The organism is Burkholderia perseverans, assembly GCF_022870505.1.
GTDB lineage: Bacteria > Pseudomonadota > Gammaproteobacteria > Burkholderiales > Burkholderiaceae > Burkholderia > Burkholderia plantarii.
In genome coordinates, this window is record NZ_CP045093.1 from 801,922 (window position 1) to 822,322 (window position 20,401).

Genomic DNA, 20,401 nt, shown 5'->3' on the forward strand with positions numbered 1-20,401 from the left:
AGACAGGCGCCGCTTCACCATCAATCGTAATAGTTCGAGTGATATGACGGGGGTCAAGGCCACCGGGAAATAGTTCGGCGGGAGATGCGATTGCCGCGCCGGCACGGGCCGCGCCGTCATGGCGGAGGCGCCGCGGGGGTCGTGACGCGGCGCTGATGGCGGAAGAAATTCCACATCATGCGGCTCGCGTCGGGGCCGCGGTCGGCGTGGAACGGCTCGCGCGGATCGCCGCCGCTCCAGGCGTGGCCGAGCCCGCGCACGATGCCCACCCGCACCACCAGCCGGCCCGCCTTCAGGTGGTCGAGGTAGTCGACGTCGTCGCGCCGGTAGGCGCGTTGCTCGCCGGCACACACCGCGCCTTGCGCGTCGAGCAGGCGGTTGAGCCGCGCGAATTCGGTGCCGAGCTGCGTGGCGTTGCGGCTGGCGACCACCGCGTCGAGTTCGCCGTGAACCACCAGCGCCGGCATGCCGGGGTGGGTGGCCACGTCGACCGCCGCCTCGATCAGGCGCAGCGGGTCCTCGCGGCTGCCGTCGCGCATCACGCGCATGGCGCTCATCGTCGATTGCGCGGCGCCGAACACCGGCCCGGAGTGCAGGCCCACCGCGGCGAACAGCGCCGGATGATGGACCGCGAGCACGGCCGCGAGGCCGGCGCCCGCCGACATGCCGGCCAGGTGGACGCGTTCGTGGTCGAAGCCGTGTTCGCGGATCATCGCCGCGACCAGCGACGCGACGGCGGGCGCCTCGGAGTGCGCGGCCGGCTGGTGCCAGTGCCAGCAGCGGTGCGCCTGCGCCGTCTTCGCCTGCTCGGGCAGCAGCACCGCGAAGCCGGCGCGCTCGGCGAGCCGGCAGATGCGCGTGCCGGCCGCGAACGATTCCGCGGTCTGCCGGCAGCCGTGCAGCATCACGACGAGCGGCAGGCCCGCCGGCGACGGCGCCGAGGCCGGCAGGTACAGCGCGTAGGCAAGATGGTTGACGAGCTGGCCGGCCAGCGGCGGCGCGGAATGGAACGAACGGGTCCAGCGGCCCGGCGCGCGCGCCGGCGGCGCGTGGCGCGGGCCGGGCGCGGTGGTGCGGGGCGCGCGGGACTTCGGGGCGGGCCTGGCGGGCTTGGGCGTGAGCTTCGGCTTCGGCTTGCGCGCGGCGCGCGGCGGCTTCGGCCGGACTTTCGCGAGCCTGGCGAGCAGATCGAGACCGCTGAGCCAGACGCTGGCTTTTTTCCTGGGCATGGGTAGGCGGGGCGAAGGGGGGCGGCTGCCGGCATCGCGCGGCCGCGAGGCGGCGGCCCGGCGCGGCCCGGCGCGGTGCCGGATCGACAGTCTTCGCATGCTAACGCCGAAGCGGATCGCAGGCAGGGCGCGGGAATGTGGCGGTTGGTGTGATCGGGGCGGGGTGGCGGCGTCGTCCGGCTCGCGCCCGTTCGCGCGGTCGGGGGGGCGTGGGACGGCAAGGCCGCGGATGCGGCAATGACATCCGATGTCATTGCCGCGCGCCGCGGCGGACTCCATACTGCGAACCGCTTGCCGCTTGCCGCTTGCCGCTTGCCGCTTGCCGCTTGCCGCTTGCCGCTTGCCGCTTGCCGGCGGGTGTCTGCGTTGGTCGGCCCGGCGAGGGAGATCGGCATCCGGCGGGTACGCGTCTTGCCGGGGCACCGGACGGCGTCGGGTGGCGTTCGGGCGGCGGGTTCGCAACGGCGCGAAAGGGCCGTGCGCGGCCGCTTCAGCCAGACATCGCCGACATCGCCGGATCGCACCGTCACCATAGGGAAAACCGATGAACGCCACGAGTTCCAGCCGGAAGGCGCCGCCAAGCGACCTCGGTGATCTGCTGCGCTACTGGCGCGATCTGCGCGGCGTGAGCCAGCTCGACCTGTCGCTCGAAGCCGGCATCTCGCAGCGCCAGATCAGCTTCATCGAGAGCGGGCGCAGCGTGCCGGGTCGCGACACGCTGCTGACGCTCGCGCAGACGCTCGACGTGCCGCTGCGCGAGCGCAACGCGCTGCTGCTCGCGGCCGGCTACGCGCCCGTGTATTCGGACGCGCCGTGGAACGCGGCCGAGATGGATGGCGTGACGCGCGCGCTCGAACGCGTCGTGCGCCAGCACGAGCCGTTCCCGGCGATCGTGATGGATCGCCACTGGAACGTGCTGATGACGAACCCGGCGGCCCCGCGTTTCTTCAACTGCTTCATCGACATGGCGGCACGCGCCGGGCCGCGCAACATGCTGCACCTGATGTTCGATCCGGACGGCATGCGCCCGTTCCTGGCCGATTGGGAAAGCGTGGCGAGCAGCCTGCTGCAGCGCCTGTATCGCGAATCGGTGGGGCAGATGATCGACGCGGGGACGCGGCGGCTGCTCGGCGAACTGCTCGCCTATCCCGACGTGCCGGGCGGCTGGAAGACGCATCACGAACGCGCGCCGGCCGAGGCGCTGCCGATGGTGCCGCTCGGGTTCATTCGCGACGGCGTGGTGCTGCGCTATTTCTCGATGGTGACGACGGTCGGGGCGCCGCGTAACGTGGCGGCGCAGGAGCTGCGTCTCGAATGCCTGTTTCCGGTGGACGACGAAACCGAGGCGCGGCATCGGGCGTTGCTGGCCGGGGCGGCGCAGCAGGTTTAAGCCGTGGAGCCATGAGGCTGGCTGGCCGGTGCAGGTCGCGGGCAGTGCGGTTCGAGGGCGGACTCGGGGTCGATCGCGTCGAGCCCTGGCCACGACGGCATCTGGCAGGCGCGGCTTCCGGATCGCCTCGATGACGGCGGTGCCGGGGCCAACAGCGCCGGCACGGCGGCTGCTCGTGGCGTGTGCCGGGCCGGCATGACACGCCGAGGCATGTGCCGCTATGGTCGCGTGCGTGCTTCCGCCTGTTCCTTCCGCGCATACCGGGATTCGGGAGGCATGGCTCCCGATCGCGTCGGTGATGGCGCCACCAGGATCAACAGCATGGCGACCACTCGCGGCTTACCCCGCCCGGCACGACACACCGAAGCCGCCGCCCCTACGTCTGCGTGCGCTCCTCCGCCTGCTCCTCGCGCGCATACTGCGTAGGCGGCCGGCCCACATGCCGCGCGAACGCCACGCTGAACGTACTCGCCGAGCTATACCCCACCTTCCGCGCGATTTCCGCGATCCGCCCGTCGTTGCGCCGCAGCAGGTCCTTCGCGAGCGCCATGCGCCAGGCCAGCAGGTATTCCATCGGCGCCACGCCCACCGCGCGATTGAAGCGCTCGAAGAAGGTCGAGCGCGACAGCGCCGCCTCGCGGGCCAGCTCGGCCACGGTCCAGCCGTGCGTCGGCCGCTCGTGCATGCCGCGGATCGCGGCGGCGAGCCGGCCGTCGGCCAGGCCGCGCACCAGCCCCGGCGACGCCTCGGTGCCCGCCGTCGAGCGCAGCGCCTCGATCAGCAGCACCTCCATCAGCCGCGACAGCACCACCTCGCGTGCCGGCCGCTGTTCGAGCGATTCCTCGCGCACGAATTGCACGAGCGTGGCCAGACGCTGCTCGCCGCGCACGTGGACGATCTGCGGCAGCAGCGAGACGAGCAGCGCCGCGTCGGGCGAGCCGAAGCTGCAATGGCCCACCATCAGGCGCGTGTCGATCGGCCGGTCCGCCGGGCCGAGCCGGAATTCGCCGCCGCCGAGCGGCGTCGGCGCGCGCGTGTCGGCACCCGGCGGCGGCGCGTCGAGGCTCGACATCGCCACGCCGTAGGCGGCCGGGATCAGCACGAAATCGCCCGAGTGCAGCTCGATCGGCGCGTGCGCGTCGATCGTGAGCCGGCAGCCGCCTTCCAGGATCACGCAATAGAACGGCTGGCCCGCGTCCGAGCGGTTGACGCGCCACGGGCTCGCGCCATGAACCAGCTTGGAGTACCGGGCACCCGGCTGTAGCAGCGTGACGACTTCCGCCAAGGGATCGATCATTGCCGGACTCTTGCAAATGAAATTCGGATTGTTGATTGTAGCGAGTACGACTGTGGCGATCTATCGTAGTGATACCCCATCACCGCCACAGGAGTTCTCATGCAAACCGTGCTGATTACCGGCTGTTCGTCCGGCTTCGGCCTCGAGATCGCGCGCCATTTCCTCGCGCGCGACTGGCGCGTGGTCGCCACCATGCGCACACCGCAGGCCGACCTGCTGCCGGCGTCGGAGCGGCTGCGGGTGCTGCCGCTCGACGTCACCGATCCGCACAGCATCGAGCAGGCCGTCGCCGCGGCCGGCCCGATCGACGTACTGGTCAACAACGCCGGCTTCGGCGCGGCGGCGCCGGCCGAACTGGTACCGCTCGACACGGCGCGCGCGCTGTTCGAGACCAATACGCTCGGCACGCTCGCGGTCGCGCAGGCCGTGCTGCCGCAGTTTCGCCAGCGTCGGGCCGGCGTGATCGTTAACGTCACGTCGAGCGTCACGCTGAAGGCCTTGCCGCTGATCGGCGCCTATCGCGCCAGCAAGGCGGCCGTCAACGCGCTGACCGAATCGATGGCGCTCGAACTCGAACCGTTCGGCGTGCGGGTGCGGCTGGTGCTGCCGGGCCGCGCGCCCGACACGCGTTTCGGCGACAACGCGCGCGCCCACATGCACGGCTTCGACCACGAAGCTTATGCCGATCTCGTGAAGGCCGTGTTCGCGCGGCTGACCGACGCCTCCGCGCCGATCACGCACGCCGGCGACGTGGCCGACGCGGTGTGGCGCGCGGCGACCGACCCCGATGCGCCGCTGCGGATCCCGGCCGGCGCCGACGCCGAGGCGTGGGCCGCCGAGGCGCGCTGACCGGCCCGGGCCGGTGCATGGCGGTCGCTTCCGGTCACCTTCAGTCGATTCCGGTCGATTGATCTGATCGATACGCGCCGGCCTGCAACTACCCATTGCCATCCACGGCGGCCGCCCGCGATCCGTCGCCATTCCCGTTCATCCGTTTCAATCCGTTTCACGCCGCGCGACGGCGTGCGCCGCATCCCGTGCAAGGGAGGCGCTCGCCATCGCGCCACACGACAAGGAAACCACCATGCAGGATCAACCCATCGCCCTCGTCACCGGTGCCAATCAGGGCATCGGCCTCCAGATCGCCAAGGATCTCGTCACGCACGGCTATACGGTGCTGGTCGGTTCGCGCAACGCCGGCCGCGGCGAGGCCGCGGCCCGCGAGGTCGGGCCGAACGCGCGGGCGCTGCAGCTCGACGTGACCGACGCGGCCTCGATCGCCGCCGCGGCGGCGCGCGTGCGCGACGAATTCGGCCGCCTCGACCTGCTCGTCAACAACGCCGCGATCTCGCACACCGGCCGGCTGCCCAGCCAGGGCCTCGAGGAACACGCGCGCAAGACGCGCCCGAGCAACGTCCCGCTCGACGAAATGCGCGCGGTGTGGGACACCAACGTGTTCGGCGTGCTGGCCGTCTATCAGGCGATGCTGCCGCTGCTGCGGCGCTCGCCCGTCTCGCGCATCGTCAACGTGTCGAGCGGCGTCGGCTCGCTCGCCACCAACCTCGATCCGGCTTTCCCGTATCGCGGTATCTTCGGCCCGGTCTACCCGGCCTCGAAGACGGCGCTCAACGCGCTGACGGTGGCGATGGCGATCGAGCTGGAGCCGGAGGGCATTCCGGTCAATGCCATCTCGCCCGGCTTCACGAAGACCAACCTCAACGGCTATGCCGGCGTCGATACCGTCGAGCAGGGTGCGCGCGAGGCGGTGCGCGTCGCGCTGCTGGGCCGGGACGGTCCGACCGGGAAGTTCACGCGCTGGGAGAACGAGACGATTCCGTGGTGAGCGCGGCACATCACGAGGCATGATGCGCCGCGGCGGCTGTCATCGCGGAGCGGGGGGTTGCCGTTATGCAGGAGCATGGCGCGCGTGGCCGCTCGGGCGGGCCGCGGCGCCACGCGGCCGATCCACGACCTGAAGGAGCCCTGCCTTGTCTCGTCTGCCTCGCTGGTTATCGCTTGCCTGGGCGCTGTCCGCGCTGCCGGCCGTTACGCTGGCGGCCGCCGCGTCCGCGCCGCCGGCGTCGGTGCCGGTCGCGGGCCACGAACGCGACCTCGTCGCGACGCCGGTGCCGACGGTCCAGCCCGGCCGGCTGACGATCGCGTCGCGGGCCGGCCCGTTCGTGCTGCCGATCGCCGTGTCGCGCGACTGGACGCGCCGCCAGGCAGGCGTGACGCGCGCGGTGGTGGTGATTCCCGGCTGGCCGCGCCGCGACCTGCGCTCGGGCGAGCATGCCGCGATGCTGGCGGGCGCCGCGGCGCGCGGCACGCTGCTCGTCACGCCGCAGTTCCTGACCGGGACCGACGTGGCCGCGCACCATCTGTCCGCCACGACGCTGCGCTGGAGCGCCAACGGCTGGCCGCAGGGAGCGCCTTCACTCGACGCGGCCGGCCTCGGCTCGTTCGAGGTCGTCGACCAGATCTTCCGGCGCCTCGCGGATCGCAGCGTGTTCCCGAACCTGCGCACCATCGTGCTGGCCGGCCATTCGGCGGGCGGCCAGTTCGTGCAGCGCTACGTGGCGATCGGCCAGGGCGAGGCGGTGCTCGGCGGCGCACCGATCCACGTTCGCTATGTGGTCGCGAACCCGGCCAGCTATCTGTACCTGAGCGACGAGCGTCCCGATGCCGAGGGCAGCTTCCGGCCGTTCGACGCGGCCTCGTGCCCCGACTTCGACCACTGGATCTACGGGCTGCGAACCGGGATGCCGTCCTATCCGGCGCGGCCCGCTACACCGGCGGCGATCCGTGCGCGCTACCTGCAACGCGACGTGACCTATCTGCTGGGCACGGCCGACAACGATCCGCACGCGGACGGGCAGGATCTCTCCTGCGCGGCCGAGGCGCAGGGGGCGACGCGCTACGCGCGCGGCAAGGCGTTTTATGCCTATCTCCATCTGCTCGACCCGCACACGGCACAGCGCCTGATCGAAGTGCCCGGCGTCGGACATTCGAGCTACCGCATCTACGCCGCGCCGTGCGGGATGAGCGCGCTGTTCGACCGGCCCGGCTGCGGGCCCGGCGGCTGAGCGGCGGCTGAGCGGCGCAACGCGCCGACCGCTTCGGCGGCGTGCGACGCGAGGTCGGGCGGTGTTCGGCGTGGCCGCCGCCCGACCTCGTCCGCCAGGCGATCGGGAGCGGAAGGCGCGGGGCGATACCTCGACCTTGCGCATCCGGTCCCGCCACCCATCGGCGCGATCCACCTCGCCTCAACGCGCCGGCGTACCCCAGCGCCGGATCGCGGCCGCGATATCGGCGCGCGTGTTCAGCACGTGTCCGGCGACGGCGCAATCGGCGGCAGTGGGCGGGTAATTGCCGAGCCCGCCGCCCATTTCGTACACCTCCCATCCGTCGGGCCGTTGCCGCAAGGCGAGCAGATAAAGGTCGCTCGCCTCGTCGGTGCGCTCGATGCGTCCGTCGCCGTCGCGCACGACGGCGCAGAAGAACGCCGCGTCGCCGTCCCGGAACAGATCGAGCACCTCGAAGCGTCCGTCGACGTGCTGCGTGCGGTGCGCCGCCGCGAGAATCCGCGCGCGTTCGGGATCGGCGCGGTCGAGATCGCGCGCCTGCGCGGCGCCGTGCAGGGCCGCGGCGGCGAACGCGATACGAAGTGCGAGGGAAAGGAGACGGGTCATGGTCGAAGCTCGAACTCGGAAAGTCCCGGCGCCGGGCGGGGCGGGTGGCCTGGCACGCTACGCGGGTTTTTGCCACGGAGCAAGAAGCAAGTGGCGCCGGCCCGGCACGCGGGTAGCCAGAAGCGTTGTCCGTCCAGCGCGCTGTCTCCCGTCTCATCCATCCCGGTTTTTTATATGCTGCCAGCGCTTGACTTCCATTTAGAGGGTAACTACCATCCAAATTAGATTGCAGTCACCCTCTAAAAATCGTCACGGAGCGAACCATGAGGAAGTCGAAGGCGGAAGCCGCTGAAACGCGGCGCCGGATCGTCGAGGTCGCGGCGCGCGAATTCCGGCTCAACGGCATCCAGGCCACCGGGCTCAACGACGTGATGTCGAGCGCCGGCCTCACGCAGGGCGGTTTCTATCGCCACTTCGAATCCAAGGATCAACTGGTCGCGGAAGCCTGTTCGGCCGCGATGGCGGAAGTCGTCGAAGGGCTCGAGGCCATTGCCGCTTCCGCTGCTGCGGGCGCCGATCGCCAGGACGCGTTCACGGCGATGGTCGACGCCTACGTCTCGGTCGCGCACCGCGACACGCCCACCGGCGGCTGCCCGCTCGCCGCGATGGGCAGCGAACTGGCCCACGCGGGCGGCAAGACGCGCGCGGCCGCGGCGCGCGGCTTCGACGAACTGGTCGGCGCGCTGGCCGCGCGTCTCGCGCAGCGCCCGGACGGCGCGCCGCCGCCCGCCGCCGCGCGCGCCGACGCCCGGTTCGCGCTGGCCGCCATGATCGGCGCCGTCACGATGTCTCGAATCCTCGGCGATGCCGATGCCTCGGCAACGCTGTTGGACGATGTCAAACACCACCTCGGCGCGATCTAGCCGATTTCCTTCGAATGGAGTTCACCATGCAAGCACACCGATACCTGATCACCGGCGCCACCGGCAAGACCGGCGTCCATACGGTTCGACACCTGCTCGACGGCGGCCATGCGGTTCGCGCGTTCGTGCATCGCGAGGACGCGCGCAGCGAGGCGCTGCGCGAGGCCGGCGCCGAAATCTTCGTCGGCGACCTGCTCGAACACGACGACGTGATTCGCGCGATGCAGGGCGTGACGGGCGCCTATCTGTGCTACCCGGTGCTGCCCGGCTACATCCAGGCGAGCGCCTACTTCGCCGATGCGGCGCGCCGTGCCGGCGTGGAGGTGGTGGTGGAGATGTCGCAAATCTCCGCGCGCGAGGATTCGCAGAGCCATGCCGCGCGCGACCACTGGGTTGCCGAGCGCGTGTTCGACTGGTCGGGCATCCCGGTCGTCCATATTCGCCCGACGTTCTTCTCGGAGTGGATGGTGTTCCCGTGGGTGCGCGATACGATCGTGAAGGATGGCGAGATCACGCTGCCGTATGGCGACGGGCGCCACGCGCCGATCGCGGCCGAGGACCAGGCGCGGATGATCGCCGCCTTGCTGACGCAGCGCGCCGGTCACATCGGCAAGACCTACACGCTGTGCGGGCCGGTCGAGCTGAGCCAGGCGCAGATCGCCGCCGAGATCGGCGAGGTGCTGGGCCGCGAGATCCGCTATCGTCCGTCGACGATCGAGCAGTATCGCGCGCACCTGGAGTCCTACGGGCTGCCCGAGTTTCTGATCCAGCATTTTCTGGCGATCGCGATCGATTATCGCAACGGCATTTTCTCCGGCGCGGATACCGTCATCGCCGGGATCACCGGGCAGGCACCGCAGACCGTCGGCGATTTCATCGAGGCCAATCGCGAAGCGTTCGCGGCTTGATTTTCGGCTGGACGTTCAGGAATGCGAAACATGGAGCATGCAAGCCGGCACACACCGTCTTGCATGAGCGCACGCGGCTGCGGACTTGGCCGCGTGCCGCGTGCCGGCGGCTTGCCCACGCCGCCGGCGCCGGTGGCTTCGGCGTGCGCCTATGCCTCGTACTTCGCCTGTTCCAGATCCGAGATCAGCGTCGGGCCGCTCGGCCGCCAGCCGAGCCGGGCCTGCGTCAGCGCGCTGGAGGCGGGCATGTCGAGGCCGACGAACATCGCCATCCAGCCGAAATGCGCGGCGGCTTCGGCCGGCGAGATCGAGACGGCCGGCAGCTTCAGGCCGCGCCCGAGCGCCTCGGCGATTTCGCGGCTGCTCACGCCTTCCTCGCCCACCGCGTGATAGCGCGCGCCGCGCTCGCCGGCTTCCAGCGCGAGCCGATAGAGCCGCACCGCATCCGACAGATGGCCGGCCGGCCAGCGGTTGCGGCCCTCGCCCACGTAGGCCACCTTGCCTTTCTCGCGCGCGATGGTGACGAGCGGCGTGATGAGGCCCTGCCGCCGCGGGTCGTGGACCTGCGGCAGCCGCACCACCGACAGGTTGATGCCGGCCTCCAGCAGCGCGTGGCCCGCCTGCTCGGACGCGATGCGCGGGTTTGGATGCGAGTCGTTGAACACGTCCTCGCTGGCCAGCGTGCCCGGCTCGCCGCTGCCCATGCCGGTGCCCGAGGTGATCACCAGCGGCCGGTCGGAGCCGGCCAGCGCCGCGCCGAGTGCCGCGATCGCGCGCTTGTCCTTCTCGCAGTTCTCGGCGAAGCGCGAGAAATCGTGATCGAAGGCCGTATGGATCACGCCGTCGGCCTGCTCGGCGCCGCGCCGCAGGCTCTCCGGGTCCTCCAGCGTGCCGCGATACACCTCCGCGCCGGCCTCGGCGAGGGCCTGGGCGCCCGCATCCGAGCGCGTCATGCCAAGCACCTGATGGCCGGCCGCGATCAGTTCGGGAACGAGGGCCGAGCCGATGAAACCGGTCGCGCCCGTCAGAAAAATACGCATGTGAAGTCTCTCCTGGGTCGTCACGCGCTCACTATCCGACGATTCGTTATCCCGTTAAAGTAGTGAGTTCATCATGGTAAAGCGACTAACAGGATTCCCATGTCGACTCATCCCGCTACCTCGCTCGGCGAGTTCCTGAAGAGCCGCCGCATCCGGCTCGACCCGGCCAGTTTCGGTTTCAGCGGCCGCCGGCGCACGCCGGGGCTGCGCCGCGAGGAGGTCGCGCAGCGCGCCAATATCAGTCCCACCTGGTACACCTGGCTCGAGCAGGGGCGCGGCGGCGCGCCGTCGGCCGAGGTGCTGGAGCGAATTTGCGGCGCGCTGCTGCTGACCGACGCCGAGCGCGAGCACCTGTTCATGCTCGGGCTCGGGCGGCCGCCCGAGGTGCGCTACAAGCTGGTGGCCGGCGTCAGCCCGAGGCTGCAGCGCCTGCTCGATTCGCTCGATGCGAGCCCCGCGATCGTCAAGACGCCGACCTGGGACGTGGTGGCCTGGAACCGCGCCGCGGCCGTCGTGCTGACCGACTACGACACGCTGCCGCGCGACCAGCGCAACATCCTGCGCTTCCTGTTCCGCCATCCGGCCGTGCGCGCCAAGCAGCACGACTGGAATGCCGTGGCGCGCTTCGTGGTGGGGGCGTTTCGCGCCGACGTGGCGCGCGCGGGGCTGGCCTCCGAGGCGGCTGCGCTGGTGGACGAGCTGTGCGGCGCGAGCGCGGAGTTCGCCGCGCTGTGGCGCGACAACGACGTGCTGAACCATGGCGAAGGCGACGGCGTGAAACGCCTCGAGCATCCGAAGCTCGGCTCGATCGCGCTTGAATACTCGGCGTTTTCCGTCGATGGCCGGCCGGATCTCGGCATGATCGTCTATACGCCGATCGACGAGGAGACGGCCGGGCGGATTCGGGCGCTGGCCGCGCAGGGGTGAAGGCGGCGAGCGAATCGACCGGATGCGGGTGATGAACTTCGGGGATGAATGGCGCGTTTGCGCGTTCGCGTGAATCGATTATCTTGGAAGCCTGTTTGGAATGACAGGTTTTAATTTCAGATAAAAAACGATACGACTCTGATTGTGCCGAATCGCATGCTGTTGCCATTGCCAATGTCTTTAAACGGTGGGTTGGCCGATTGACCTGATCGTCATGTGCCGGTGCCGTTTTTATCGCTTGTGTCGGCGTATCCAGGGCGGCGTGGCGAGAGCGTGAGCCGTCGAATGCGAGTGAGTCCGCCAAGGCGAGATCGGAGAATTCCAAATGATCAAATATTCGGAAATAGCTATCGGAGATATTCGATATCAATTTAATTTTGATTTAAGCTAACATTCTTTCATTTCAATTAATCTCTAAAATAATCGTCTTTAAGATTGGTTCCCGGCGATTGCCGACATCGAGGCGATCGTAGCGGTGTTTCGCATTGGTCGAGCATCGGCGTCGCCTGTCAGCCTGTCCTGTCGCACGAACTGATTTTCGGGCCACTGCGCATTTGCACGGCAATCCGGTTTCAGTTCTCCGTCTTGACGAGACGGGACATCGAACCATTCACGAGAGAAGGCGAAATCATGCAGCGTAAAAGAGAGGGGCGGGTTTGGCGGGCCGGGGCGGTGGCCGCGATGACGGCATTCGTGGCGCTCGGGCTGGCCGCGTGCGGCGGCGGTGACGACGACACGCCGGCGCCGGCGCCGGCCGCTGGCGGTGGTGGTGGTGGGAAGACACCGGCGGACACGGGCATCACGGTGGACGGTACGTCGAAAACGGTGGCTGCCGACAATAAGGGCAATGTTTCCGTGATGGCGCCGCCGATGCCCAACAATAAATACGGGGAAATCTCCGAAACCGGACTCTCGATGGCAACGCTGGCTGCTTCGGCCTTGACCGAGGCAGCGCCGGGCGCCTACACCGGCTTCGATGCGGATCACGGGTTCAAGTTGACGAAGGGGGCGGTGACCGATCTGGCCGGCAACGGCCAATACGCGATTGGCCGCTGGACTGACGGCACCGATTCGTCGGGGGCGACCTACACCAGGAACCAGGGGCGGATGTGGGCGATCGGAACACCGCTGCATGTAACGCTGACTCCCGATACGCCCCTCGACTGCCAGCTCGAAGCGGCGACGCGCCCCGTCGATATCAACGGCAACACGGCCCCCGGCAAGCTCGATACGGCAACGGTCAAGGCGCAGGTGACCGAAGCGACACCGGGTGACCTGAAACTCGCTGTCGATATCAATCTCGGCTATTCGATCGGTCAGGACACCCAGCAGTCGTTCAAGATCCATGCCGACAATTTGAACGGGGTGGGCTATATGTCGAACCGCGCCGATAGCTACACGGTAGTGACGCGCCTGGTCGGTACGGACAAGAATGCGCCCTACTGGCTGCTGTCGTACACCTTCAATGCGCCAACCACCGGTGCGATCAGTGGCGTGGCCGCGCTGGCTTGCACGATGCCGGCGGTGCAAACGCCTGACAAGAGCGACACGGCCGATAAGTCCGATAAAGCGGACACAGCCGATGCGGCCGCATCGGCGTGACGCTTGAGCCGGATCGACCGCTGCGCCGGATATAGCGCGAGCGCGTGACACCCGGCCGCCCTCCGGGGCCATGCCTCGGACGGCGGAGACTTCCGTTATCGCTGCTGGTTCGGCCAAAGGGGCACATGCGTGGGGCCGCTCGCAGCAATCTGCCGGCCCCACGAAGGACTACGAAGGAGATCATTCAAAGGAAACCATTCTCAGCGCGGTCCACGCTCCTCCCACTCACGGCAACAACACCGCCCGCCCGCGAATCCTGCCTTCCCGCAAGCGCTGATAGACTTCGGCCGCCTGCGCCAGCGGGAATGTCTCCACCTCCGCGCGGATCTTCCCCGACGTCGCCAGCGCGATCACTTCGATCAACTCCGTGCGCGTGCCCCAATACGGGATGCGGACCTCGCAGCCATAGGGCGGACGGTTGGCGCGATAGTGCAGCGTCCCGCCGCCCAGGCCCACGATCTCGATCCGGCTCGCGCGGCCCACCACGTCGGCGCACAGATCGACCGTGGCCTGTACGCCGACGAAGTCGAACGCAACCGCGGCACCGCGCGTGCCCACCAGCTCGCGAATCTCCTCCACCGCGCGGGTGCTGTCGCGCGTGTTGACCGTATGCGCGATGCCCATGCTTCGCGCGTGTTCGAGCCGCAGATCATCGATGTCGCAGCCGATGATCGTGGCGGATGTCAGCGCGCGCAGGATCTGCACGGCCATGTGCCCGAGCCCGCCGATACCGACCACCACCGCGCAGGCATCGGGCGTCAGCAGCGGCAGCGCCTTCCGGATCGCGTGGTAGGGCGTGAGCGCGGCGTCGCTGAGCGGCGCGGCCTGCACCGGATCGAGCTTGCCGAGCGGCACGAGCAGGCGCGCGGACGGCACGATCATGTATTCGGCCATGCCGCCGTCCGAGCCGAGCCCGCCGCCGAAGGTCGGAATCTCGGCGTGATGTTCGCAATAGTTCTCGGCCGAGGTCTGGCAGGTGCGGCAGCGCCCGCAGCCCCACGGCCCGTAGACCGCCACCGCGTCGCCTTCCTGCCAGCCCGTGACGCCCGCGCCCAGCGCGGCGATCCATCCCGCGTTCTCGTGTCCGAGCGTGAACTGGCCCGGGCCGATCGCGCCGAGCATGCCGATGCCGTGATCGAGCACGTGCAGATCGGAGTGGCACACGCCCGCGCCCGCGATTTTCACCAGCACCTGGCCGGGGCCGGGCGTCGGCGTGGGAACCTCGATGATCTCGGGCGCCTGGCCCGCCGCGATATACCTGACTGCCTTCATCTCGACCTCCTGTCGGAAGAGGAACAACCGTCGTGGAAGCGGCACGCGAATCGGGCCCGTGTCAGGCCGACGGCGGAATCAGGTGCGATTGGCGTCCGACATCGATCAGTAGGACGAAGCGTCCCGATGCGGATCGATACGGATTCGAACCTGTGCCGCGCGGTGTGCCGTTGTCGTGTTGCGTCCGGCTGGCCGGCCGTCGCCGGACGCGAAGGATCTGGCCTGCCTGGCCGGCCCGGTTCGAATCTAGGCGAATTCACGGCGATGAAATTTGATGTGAAGTCATCCCGGCGCGAATAAACGCTTGCGCACCGGTATTGCCGCACGGGCAAATCGGCGCAGGCGGGCGGACACACGGCCGGTATCGTCATCACGCCGCAAGCGCGCGGCCGTCGTATCCCTCGAGCGGGAGCGGGCGCGCAGGGTCTCGCGCGATGCGGCGGGGCAGCCATGAACACGTTCATGACGATCTCCCGCGCCGGCGGCGGCACCGGATGGTACGATCATAAATGCCATCTTTAGGGACATTTACGCCATGCGCATCGCCGTACTCGCACTCGACGGACTGTTCGACACGGGGCTCACCGTCACCCTCGACGCCCTCGGCGCCGCCAACAAGCTCGCGGCTCGCGCGATGGGCCGCGCGCCCGATTTCGAGGTGTCGATCGTCGGCATGCGCAAGCGCGTGAAATCCTCGCACGGGCTGCTGATCCCGGTGCAGCCGGTGGCCGCTACGCCGCGGCCGGACTGGGTGATCGTGCCGGCGCTGAACACGACTTCGCCGGATGAACTGCTGGCCTCGCTCGACCGCGCCGACCTGCGCGAGGCCAGGGCGCAGCTGATCCGCTGGCACGAGGCGGGCGCGAAGATCGGCGCCTCGTGCATCGGCACGTTCCTGCTCGCGGAAACGGGCCTGCTCGACGGCCGCCAGGTCACCACCAACTGGCCGCTCGCGCCGCTGTTCCGGCAGCGCTATCCGAACATCCGGCTCGACGAGTCGCGCATGCTGATTCCGTCCGACATCGGCGTGACGGCCGGCTCGGCGATGGGACATCTCGATCTCGCGCTGTGGCTGATCCGCACGGTGAGCCCGGAGCTGTCGTCGCTGGTGTCGCGCTACCTGCTCGCCGACATCCGCACGCTGCAGGCGCCCTACATCATCCCGAATCATCTGGCGCAGGCCGATCCGCTGATCCAGCGCTTCGAGCAATGGGCGCGTGGGCAGCTCAAGTCGGGGTTCTCGCTGCACGACGCGGCGAAGGCGCTCGCCACCAGCACGCGCTCGCTGCAGCGCCGCTGCCGCGAGGTGCTCGGCAAGTCGCCGCTGGCCTATTTCCAGGATCTGCGCGTCGAGCGTGCGCAATCGCTGCTGCACGGCAGCGGGCTCGATCTCGAGGCGATCGCGGCCGAGGTCGGCTATGAGGATGGCGCGACGCTGCGCACGCTGTTGCGGCAGCGACTGGGCAAGGGCGTTCGCGACTTGCGCGCCGAATTGCGTTGAGCGGCGGATGGCCTGGCAGGAGGGAGGAAAGCGCTGGCGTTATCGCGTTGGACGCGATAAAGGCGCGGACCGACGCATTGCCGTGAGGAGGACCGCGTTCCAGGACAGGACAGGGCAGGGGCAAGGCCGGCGGCGCCACGCGATCCGATCCGGCCGGTGAAACCATGGCGATCGAGCGAAGCCCGCCGAGCGTCGCGCCCTGGAAACGCGCGGTGAAAAGCGCCGACGCGCGGCGCTATCGGCCAGCCCTTTCCCACACCGTGACACCGGCCGGATCGATCGCGATCCGGCAAGTCACGGGCGCATCCGCCAGCGCTGCATCGATCGCGACATCGAACGCCTGCCCGCCGATTTCGATGCGCGCGCAACGTTCGCCGTCGCGCAGGTCGATCGACTCGATCCGCGCTTCGAACGGCCCGTCGGCATCGAGCCGGATCGCGCGCGGCGCGACGCGCCACATCACGGCGCGCCCCGCGTCGGGCAAGCCGGCCGAGGCGGCCGCATCGAGCATGATCTCGCCGCCGATCTCGACGCGCGCGCCGTTGCCCGTACCGTCCCGCATCACGCCTTCGCCCACGTTGCGCAGCCCGAGCAGTTCGGCCACGCGCCGGCTCGCCGGCCGCGCGAACACCTCGGCGACGGGGCCGGCCTGCAGCGTTTCGCCCTGGTCGATCACGAGCACGTCGTCGGCGAGCTGCGCGGCCTCGTCGGGATCGTGCGTGACGATCACTGTCACGGCGCCGATCTCGCGCTGCAGCGCGCGCAGCGAGCGCCGCAACTGCCGCCGGCGCGGCGTGTCGAGCGCCGAGAACGGCTCGTCGAACAGCAGCAGATGGCTATGCCGCGTCAGCGCGCGCGCGAGCGCGACGCGCTGGCGCTGGCCGAGCGACAGCTGGCGCGGCAGCCGCTGCGTCAGCGCGCCGAGCCCCAGATGCTCGACCCAGTAGCGCGCGGCGGCCGGATCGGCGTCGACCGGAAACGCGAGCTGCGCGGCCACCGTCATATGCGGGAACAGGCCGTAGTCCTGCGGCATGTAGCCGATCTGGCGCCGCTCGGGCGGCAGCGCGCCGAGGGCGGTGTCGCCGAGCGTGACCGCGTTGCCGTCGTCGCCCGGTTCGAGTCCGGCGATCAGGCGCAGCGCGAGCGACTTGCCCGAGCCCGACGGCCCGACGATCGCGAGCCGGCGCGAGGCCGGCGCCCAGTCCACCGCGAGCCGGAACGCGCCGAGCTGCCGGCGCAGCCGGATCACGAGGCGCGACTCGGGCGCGAGCGCGTCGGGCGCCGCGCCGGTGGGCGCGAGCGGCGGCTCGTCGCCGCCGGCGGCGGGCGGCGGCCCGGCGTCGTCGCGCGCGCCGAGCCGCACGATCGACAGCGCCGCGCAGGCCACCGCGATCGCGAGCGTCGGCAGCAGCAGCGGCATCATCGCCGGCAGCCCCTGGCCGCCGAACACGACGTAGGTATAGACGGGCAGGGAATAGGGGTGATACGCGACCATCACGGTCGCGCCGAATTCGCCGAACGCGCGTAGCCAGGCCAGCGCGAGCCCGGCGCGGATCGAGGGCCACGCGGCCGGCAGCGCGACGCGGAAGAAGCGGCTGCCGGCGCGGTGGCCGAGCGTGGCGGCGACGTCCTCGAACACCGGATCGATCGCCGCGAACGCGGAGCGCGCGGCGATGATCAGGAACGGCGCGGCCACGAAGGTTTCGGCCAGCACGATGCCGGCGAACGAATCGGTCAGCGCGCCGCCGGTGAGCCGGCCGACGGGGCTGTAGGGGCCGAGCAGGAACAGCAGCAGCACGCCGCTGGTGAGCGGCGGCAGCGCGAGCGGCAGCTGCACGATGAAGCCGAGCGGCGCGGCAAGGCGCGAGCCCGAACGCGCCAGCCAGTAGCCGAGCGGCACGCCGCCCAGCAGCGTGACGAGCGCGGCCAGCGTCGCGCTGCCGGCCGAGACGCCGACCGCCGACCAGGTCTGCGCCCAGTCGACGCTGGCCCAGTCGGCCTGGCCGATCTGCGGCAGGCTCGCGATGAACGGCGCGCACAGGTAGGCGGCCAGCAGCAGCGCGAGCAGCCGCAGCGGCCCGGCGACGCGTCGCGCCATTACTGCGCGGCGTCGATGACGGCTTGCAGCGACGGCGGCAGCGCCTGCGCGTTGCCGGAGACCTTCGGCGTGACCACGTCCACGCCGTGTTCCTTCAGCAGCTCACGCCCCTTCGCGCTGAGCAGGAAGTTCGCGAAGCGCGCCGCGCCGTCCCGGTTCGGCGCGTCCGACAGGATCGCCAGCGTGTAGCTCGCCTTGGCCTGCAGTTCGGGCGCGGGCGCCACGGCCGGGATCTTCAGGTCCGAGGTCTCGGTCGAGTAGAAGAAGCCGGCGTCGAGCTGGCCCGACTGCAGGCGGCCCACCAGCGTTTCCTCCGGCAGCACCTGTTCCGGGTTCTCCGGCGTGCCGAGCGTCTTCTGCACCAGATCGGGCTGGTGATAGAAGCTGGCCGCCTTGGTCATCATCTCCACCGTGAACGCGCCCTTCGGGTCGAGCTTCGGATCGGTGCGGCCGATCCGGATGCCCGGCTCCTGCAGCACCTGGTCCCAGCGCTTCGTCTTGAATTCCTTCGCGAAGCGGCTCTTCGGGTTGTAGCCGATCATCAGCGGCGATTCGGCGAAATTGACGTACCACGTCACGAAATTGCCGTTCGGCTCGCCCATCAGGCTGGTGTTGACCTTCGGGCTCGCGCTGACGAACACGTCGCCGCGGCGCAGCTTGCCCTTGATCTCGTTGGCGATCTTGTTCGAACCCGCGGCGTAGCCGCGGAAGTGCAGACCGGTCTCCTTCTCGAACGCCGGGCCGACGCTGCGCTCCATCAGGTTGACGAGCGAGCCGGCGTACAGCACGTTCACTGTGTCGTTGTCGGCGGCTTGCGCGGTGGCGCCGAAAGCGCTCGCGACGACCGCGGCGGTGACCAGCAGCTTGCGAAACATGGTGTTCTCCGTACCGTTGTGAAGGTCGGTATATTACGGTGGTCCGGCGCGATTCGGGAGATTGCATGCGGTCGCGCGGGCCATCCGTTGCGTTTACACTGGCGCCGTAGCTGCGCCGGCCGCGTCGGCCGGCGGCAACCGGACAGGAGATTGAGCATGCGCACGAGTGCCCGTAATCATTTCGTCGGACGGATCGCCGACGTCAAGCCCGGCGCGGTCAACGACGAGGTGACGCTGCGCGCGGCGGACGGCCTCGAGATCGTGGCGATCGTCACGCACGGCAGCGCCGAGGCGCTCGGGCTCGCGGCCGGCGTCGAGGCGTTCGCGCTCGTCAAGGCGTCGTCGGTGCTGGTGATGGTGGAGGTGGACGCCAGCCGCGTATCGGCGCGCAACTGCGTGGCCGGCACGGTGTCGGCGCTGACGAAGGGTGCCGTCAACGCCGAGGTCGCGATCACGGCGGCGGGCGGCGCGCAGGTGGTGGCGATCATCACCAACGACAGCGCCGACCGGCTCGGGCTCGCCGTCGGCCAGCCGGCCACGGCGATCTTCAAGGCCTCGAGCGTGATCATCGGCGTCGACGGCTGAGGCGCGCGATGACCACGCCCGGACTCGCCGCTCCCATCGAGCAAGCACCTGCCGCGCCCGTCGCCGGCGTGGTCCACGTGGGCGGCGACGTGCTGCGCCCGGCCACGCTGTCGCTCGCGCAGCTGGCCGAACTGCCGTCGGTGGTCTGCGAGCCGTTCGCGTTGCGCTGCTTCACGAGCGGGCGCTACATTCGCGACGTCGAGCGCTATCGCGGCGTGCGGCTGACCGAGCTGTTCACGCGCGCCGGGCTGCACGATCCGGCCAGCGGCGATTTCAAGCGCACCGTCTTTCTCGCGATCGGCCACGACGGCTACGCCGTCACGTTCTCGTGGCACGAACTGTTCAACACCGCGATCGGCGAGCAGGCGATCGTCGCCTTCGAATGCGGCGGCCAGCCGTTGACCGCCGAGGGCGGCGGCCCCTTGTTGTTCTCGGGCGCGGATCTCTCGCCGGCGCCGCGCCACGTGAAGCGGCTCGCCTCGCTCGTGGCGCGCGTGATCGTCCCCTGACGGCGCGCGCGGGCACACCGCCATGGCGGATTTCGACGATGCCGCGCTGTTCGCGGTGCTGATCGACGCACGGGCGTCGCGCGGTGAACTGGCCTGGCTCGGGCTGTCGCGCGAGGCGCTCGGCGGTTTGGTGGCACGGCATCGGCTTGTTGCCGCGGCGCGGGTGGCGGATTCACCGGATGGGTTCGGCGGCGCTTCGGCGCTGCCCGCCGCCGCGCCGGTATTGCCGGCCGCGCACGCGGCGTTCGTCGTCGCGCTGCGCGAGCGACTGATGGGCGACGCGAATCCCGCCGTCGACGCCGACGACGCGCGCTGTCTCGCCACGATCATCGCGCACGCCTGCCTGCGTCCCGATCACCTGTGGCGCGATCTCGGGCTGTCGGGGCGCGACGCCGTGTCGGCGATGCTGACGCGGTATTTCCCGGCGCTCGTCGCGCGCAATACCGCGAACCTGCGCTGGAAGAAGTTTCTCGCGCGCGACCTCGCGCTGGCACGCGGCGACGAGCCGGCGCCCGCGCCCGGTTGCCCCGGCTGCGAGGATTACCGGCGGTGTTTTCCAGGCGACGGCGGCCGGCCGGCGTGAGCCGTGCGACACGGTAGCCCGGCGCGCGAGCGC

At 69.9% G+C, this 20,401-nt stretch carries 19 protein-coding genes; 12 read left to right on the forward strand and 7 right to left on the reverse strand.

Annotated elements, in window-relative coordinates; genetic code table 11:
• Positions 1 to 116: 116 nt before the first annotated feature.
• On the reverse strand, positions 117 to 1,229 hold the full coding sequence (locus BpN12_RS03365; RefSeq protein ID WP_246793901.1) for an extracellular catalytic domain type 1 short-chain-length polyhydroxyalkanoate depolymerase: 1,113 nt from the start codon (positions 1,227 to 1,229) through the stop codon (positions 117 to 119).
• 544 nt (positions 1,230 to 1,773) lie between these two features.
• Between BpN12_RS03365 and BpN12_RS03370 the strand changes: the two genes are divergently transcribed.
• Positions 1,774 to 2,619 (forward strand): helix-turn-helix domain-containing protein, encoded by an 846-nt coding sequence (locus BpN12_RS03370; protein WP_246793902.1) that lies wholly within the window; start codon positions 1,774 to 1,776, stop codon positions 2,617 to 2,619.
• 376 nt (positions 2,620 to 2,995) lie between these two features.
• On the opposite strand, the gene BpN12_RS03375 is transcribed toward BpN12_RS03370, so the two are convergent.
• Positions 2,996 to 3,916, reverse strand: a complete 921-nt coding sequence (locus BpN12_RS03375; RefSeq protein WP_246793903.1) for an AraC family transcriptional regulator — start codon at positions 3,914 to 3,916, stop codon at positions 2,996 to 2,998.
• Positions 3,917 to 4,015: 99 nt separating this feature from the next.
• On the opposite strand from BpN12_RS03375, the gene BpN12_RS03380 reads away from it, so the two are divergent.
• The 3 genes from BpN12_RS03380 (at position 4,016) to BpN12_RS03390 (ending at position 6,999) form a co-directional block, all read left to right on the forward strand.
• Positions 4,016 to 4,765, forward strand: coding sequence for an SDR family oxidoreductase (locus tag BpN12_RS03380; protein WP_246793904.1), 750 nt, complete (start codon positions 4,016 to 4,018; stop codon positions 4,763 to 4,765).
• 235 nt (positions 4,766 to 5,000) lie between these two features.
• Positions 5,001 to 5,759 (forward strand): SDR family NAD(P)-dependent oxidoreductase, encoded by a 759-nt coding sequence (locus BpN12_RS03385; RefSeq protein ID WP_246793905.1) that lies wholly within the window; start codon positions 5,001 to 5,003, stop codon positions 5,757 to 5,759.
• A 145-nt stretch (positions 5,760 to 5,904) separates the two neighbouring features.
• Positions 5,905 to 6,999, forward strand: a complete 1,095-nt coding sequence (locus BpN12_RS03390; RefSeq protein WP_246793906.1) for an alpha/beta hydrolase — start codon at positions 5,905 to 5,907, stop codon at positions 6,997 to 6,999.
• A 180-nt stretch (positions 7,000 to 7,179) separates the two neighbouring features.
• Here the strand turns inward: BpN12_RS03390 and BpN12_RS03395 are convergent, their stop codons facing one another.
• The gene (locus BpN12_RS03395) at positions 7,180 to 7,605 is read right to left on the reverse strand and encodes a hypothetical protein (RefSeq protein WP_246793907.1); all 426 of its coding nucleotides are present in this window, start codon (positions 7,603 to 7,605) and stop codon (positions 7,180 to 7,182) included.
• A gap of 263 nt (positions 7,606 to 7,868) precedes the next feature.
• On the opposite strand from BpN12_RS03395, the gene BpN12_RS03400 reads away from it, so the two are divergent.
• Together BpN12_RS03400 and BpN12_RS03405 are read left to right on the forward strand one after the other, a co-directional pair.
• Positions 7,869 to 8,468 (forward strand): TetR/AcrR family transcriptional regulator, encoded by a 600-nt coding sequence (locus tag BpN12_RS03400; RefSeq protein WP_246793908.1) that lies wholly within the window; start codon positions 7,869 to 7,871, stop codon positions 8,466 to 8,468.
• A 26-nt stretch (positions 8,469 to 8,494) separates the two neighbouring features.
• Positions 8,495 to 9,376, forward strand: coding sequence for an NmrA family NAD(P)-binding protein (locus BpN12_RS03405; protein WP_246793909.1), 882 nt, complete (start codon positions 8,495 to 8,497; stop codon positions 9,374 to 9,376).
• A 149-nt stretch (positions 9,377 to 9,525) separates the two neighbouring features.
• Here BpN12_RS03405 and BpN12_RS03410 read toward each other — a convergent pair whose 3' ends face one another.
• The gene (locus BpN12_RS03410; protein WP_246793910.1) at positions 9,526 to 10,416 is read right to left on the reverse strand and encodes an SDR family oxidoreductase; all 891 of its coding nucleotides are present in this window, start codon (positions 10,414 to 10,416) and stop codon (positions 9,526 to 9,528) included.
• A gap of 99 nt (positions 10,417 to 10,515) precedes the next feature.
• Between BpN12_RS03410 and BpN12_RS03415 the strand changes: the two genes are divergently transcribed.
• Positions 10,516 to 11,343 carry a helix-turn-helix transcriptional regulator gene (locus BpN12_RS03415; protein ID WP_246793911.1) on the forward strand — a complete coding sequence of 276 codons (828 nt, stop codon included), beginning with the start codon at positions 10,516 to 10,518 and terminating at the stop codon, positions 11,341 to 11,343.
• A 630-nt stretch (positions 11,344 to 11,973) separates the two neighbouring features.
• Entirely contained in the window at positions 11,974 to 12,945 is a 972-nt protein-coding gene (locus tag BpN12_RS03420; RefSeq protein ID WP_246793912.1) for a hypothetical protein, read from the forward strand.
• A gap of 225 nt (positions 12,946 to 13,170) precedes the next feature.
• On the opposite strand, the gene BpN12_RS03425 is transcribed toward BpN12_RS03420, so the two are convergent.
• Complete coding sequence (locus tag BpN12_RS03425) at positions 13,171 to 14,217, reverse strand: NAD(P)-dependent alcohol dehydrogenase (RefSeq protein WP_246793913.1); 1,047 nt, start codon at positions 14,215 to 14,217, stop codon at positions 13,171 to 13,173.
• A gap of 535 nt (positions 14,218 to 14,752) precedes the next feature.
• On the opposite strand from BpN12_RS03425, the gene BpN12_RS03430 reads away from it, so the two are divergent.
• On the forward strand, positions 14,753 to 15,718 hold the full coding sequence (locus BpN12_RS03430; protein ID WP_246793914.1) for a GlxA family transcriptional regulator: 966 nt from the start codon (positions 14,753 to 14,755) through the stop codon (positions 15,716 to 15,718).
• A gap of 235 nt (positions 15,719 to 15,953) precedes the next feature.
• On the opposite strand, the gene BpN12_RS03435 is transcribed toward BpN12_RS03430, so the two are convergent.
• Both BpN12_RS03435 and BpN12_RS03440 read right to left on the reverse strand, forming a co-directional pair.
• On the reverse strand, positions 15,954 to 17,816 hold the full coding sequence (locus tag BpN12_RS03435) for an ABC transporter ATP-binding protein/permease (RefSeq protein WP_246793915.1): 1,863 nt from the start codon (positions 17,814 to 17,816) through the stop codon (positions 15,954 to 15,956).
• On the reverse strand, positions 17,816 to 18,691 hold the full coding sequence (locus BpN12_RS03440; RefSeq protein ID WP_246793916.1) for an extracellular solute-binding protein: 876 nt from the start codon (positions 18,689 to 18,691) through the stop codon (positions 17,816 to 17,818). Before BpN12_RS03440 ends, BpN12_RS03435 begins: the two co-directional genes overlap by 1 nt.
• Before the next feature lie 156 nt (positions 18,692 to 18,847).
• Here BpN12_RS03440 and BpN12_RS03445 point away from each other — a divergent pair, with 156 nt between their 5' ends.
• From BpN12_RS03445 to BpN12_RS03455, 3 genes are read left to right on the forward strand one after another with little or no spacing between them, the layout of a single operon-like run.
• Complete coding sequence (locus BpN12_RS03445; RefSeq protein ID WP_246793917.1) at positions 18,848 to 19,276, forward strand: TOBE domain-containing protein; 429 nt, start codon at positions 18,848 to 18,850, stop codon at positions 19,274 to 19,276.
• An 8-nt stretch (positions 19,277 to 19,284) separates the two neighbouring features.
• The gene (locus BpN12_RS03450; RefSeq protein ID WP_246793918.1) at positions 19,285 to 19,785 is read left to right on the forward strand and encodes a molybdopterin-dependent oxidoreductase; all 501 of its coding nucleotides are present in this window, start codon (positions 19,285 to 19,287) and stop codon (positions 19,783 to 19,785) included.
• Positions 19,786 to 19,807: 22 nt separating this feature from the next.
• Positions 19,808 to 20,368 carry a nitrogen fixation protein NifQ gene (locus BpN12_RS03455; protein ID WP_246793919.1) on the forward strand — a complete coding sequence of 187 codons (561 nt, stop codon included), beginning with the start codon at positions 19,808 to 19,810 and terminating at the stop codon, positions 20,366 to 20,368.
• Positions 20,369 to 20,401 lie beyond the last annotated feature (33 nt).

What these genes read in the sequence shown, in the direction of transcription:
- BpN12_RS03385 (WP_246793905.1), top strand. Translation starts at nt 5,001, where the DNA reads ATGCAGGATCAACCCATCGCCCTCGTCACCGGTGCCAATCAGGGCATC.
- BpN12_RS03445 (WP_246793917.1), top strand. Translation starts at nt 18,848, where the DNA reads ATGCGCACGAGTGCCCGTAATCATTTCGTCGGACGGATCGCCGACGTC.
- BpN12_RS03395 (WP_246793907.1), bottom strand. Translation starts at nt 7,605, where the DNA reads ATGACCCGTCTCCTTTCCCTCGCACTTCGTATCGCGTTCGCCGCCGCG.
- BpN12_RS03365 (WP_246793901.1), bottom strand. Translation starts at nt 1,229, where the DNA reads ATGCCCAGGAAAAAAGCCAGCGTCTGGCTCAGCGGTCTCGATCTGCTC.
- BpN12_RS03400 (WP_246793908.1), top strand. Translation starts at nt 7,869, where the DNA reads ATGAGGAAGTCGAAGGCGGAAGCCGCTGAAACGCGGCGCCGGATCGTC.
- BpN12_RS03375 (WP_246793903.1), bottom strand. Translation starts at nt 3,916, where the DNA reads ATGATCGATCCCTTGGCGGAAGTCGTCACGCTGCTACAGCCGGGTGCC.
- BpN12_RS03450 (WP_246793918.1), top strand. Translation starts at nt 19,285, where the DNA reads ATGACCACGCCCGGACTCGCCGCTCCCATCGAGCAAGCACCTGCCGCG.
- BpN12_RS03380 (WP_246793904.1), top strand. Translation starts at nt 4,016, where the DNA reads ATGCAAACCGTGCTGATTACCGGCTGTTCGTCCGGCTTCGGCCTCGAG.
- BpN12_RS03405 (WP_246793909.1), top strand. Translation starts at nt 8,495, where the DNA reads ATGCAAGCACACCGATACCTGATCACCGGCGCCACCGGCAAGACCGGC.
- BpN12_RS03370 (WP_246793902.1), top strand. Translation starts at nt 1,774, where the DNA reads ATGAACGCCACGAGTTCCAGCCGGAAGGCGCCGCCAAGCGACCTCGGT.
- BpN12_RS03440 (WP_246793916.1), bottom strand. Translation starts at nt 18,691, where the DNA reads ATGTTTCGCAAGCTGCTGGTCACCGCCGCGGTCGTCGCGAGCGCTTTC.
- BpN12_RS03455 (WP_246793919.1), top strand. Translation starts at nt 19,808, where the DNA reads ATGGCGGATTTCGACGATGCCGCGCTGTTCGCGGTGCTGATCGACGCA.
- BpN12_RS03415 (WP_246793911.1), top strand. Translation starts at nt 10,516, where the DNA reads ATGTCGACTCATCCCGCTACCTCGCTCGGCGAGTTCCTGAAGAGCCGC.
- BpN12_RS03420 (WP_246793912.1), top strand. Translation starts at nt 11,974, where the DNA reads ATGCAGCGTAAAAGAGAGGGGCGGGTTTGGCGGGCCGGGGCGGTGGCC.
- BpN12_RS03430 (WP_246793914.1), top strand. Translation starts at nt 14,753, where the DNA reads ATGCGCATCGCCGTACTCGCACTCGACGGACTGTTCGACACGGGGCTC.
- BpN12_RS03425 (WP_246793913.1), bottom strand. Translation starts at nt 14,217, where the DNA reads ATGAAGGCAGTCAGGTATATCGCGGCGGGCCAGGCGCCCGAGATCATC.
- BpN12_RS03410 (WP_246793910.1), bottom strand. Translation starts at nt 10,416, where the DNA reads ATGCGTATTTTTCTGACGGGCGCGACCGGTTTCATCGGCTCGGCCCTC.
- BpN12_RS03435 (WP_246793915.1), bottom strand. Translation starts at nt 17,816, where the DNA reads ATGGCGCGACGCGTCGCCGGGCCGCTGCGGCTGCTCGCGCTGCTGCTG.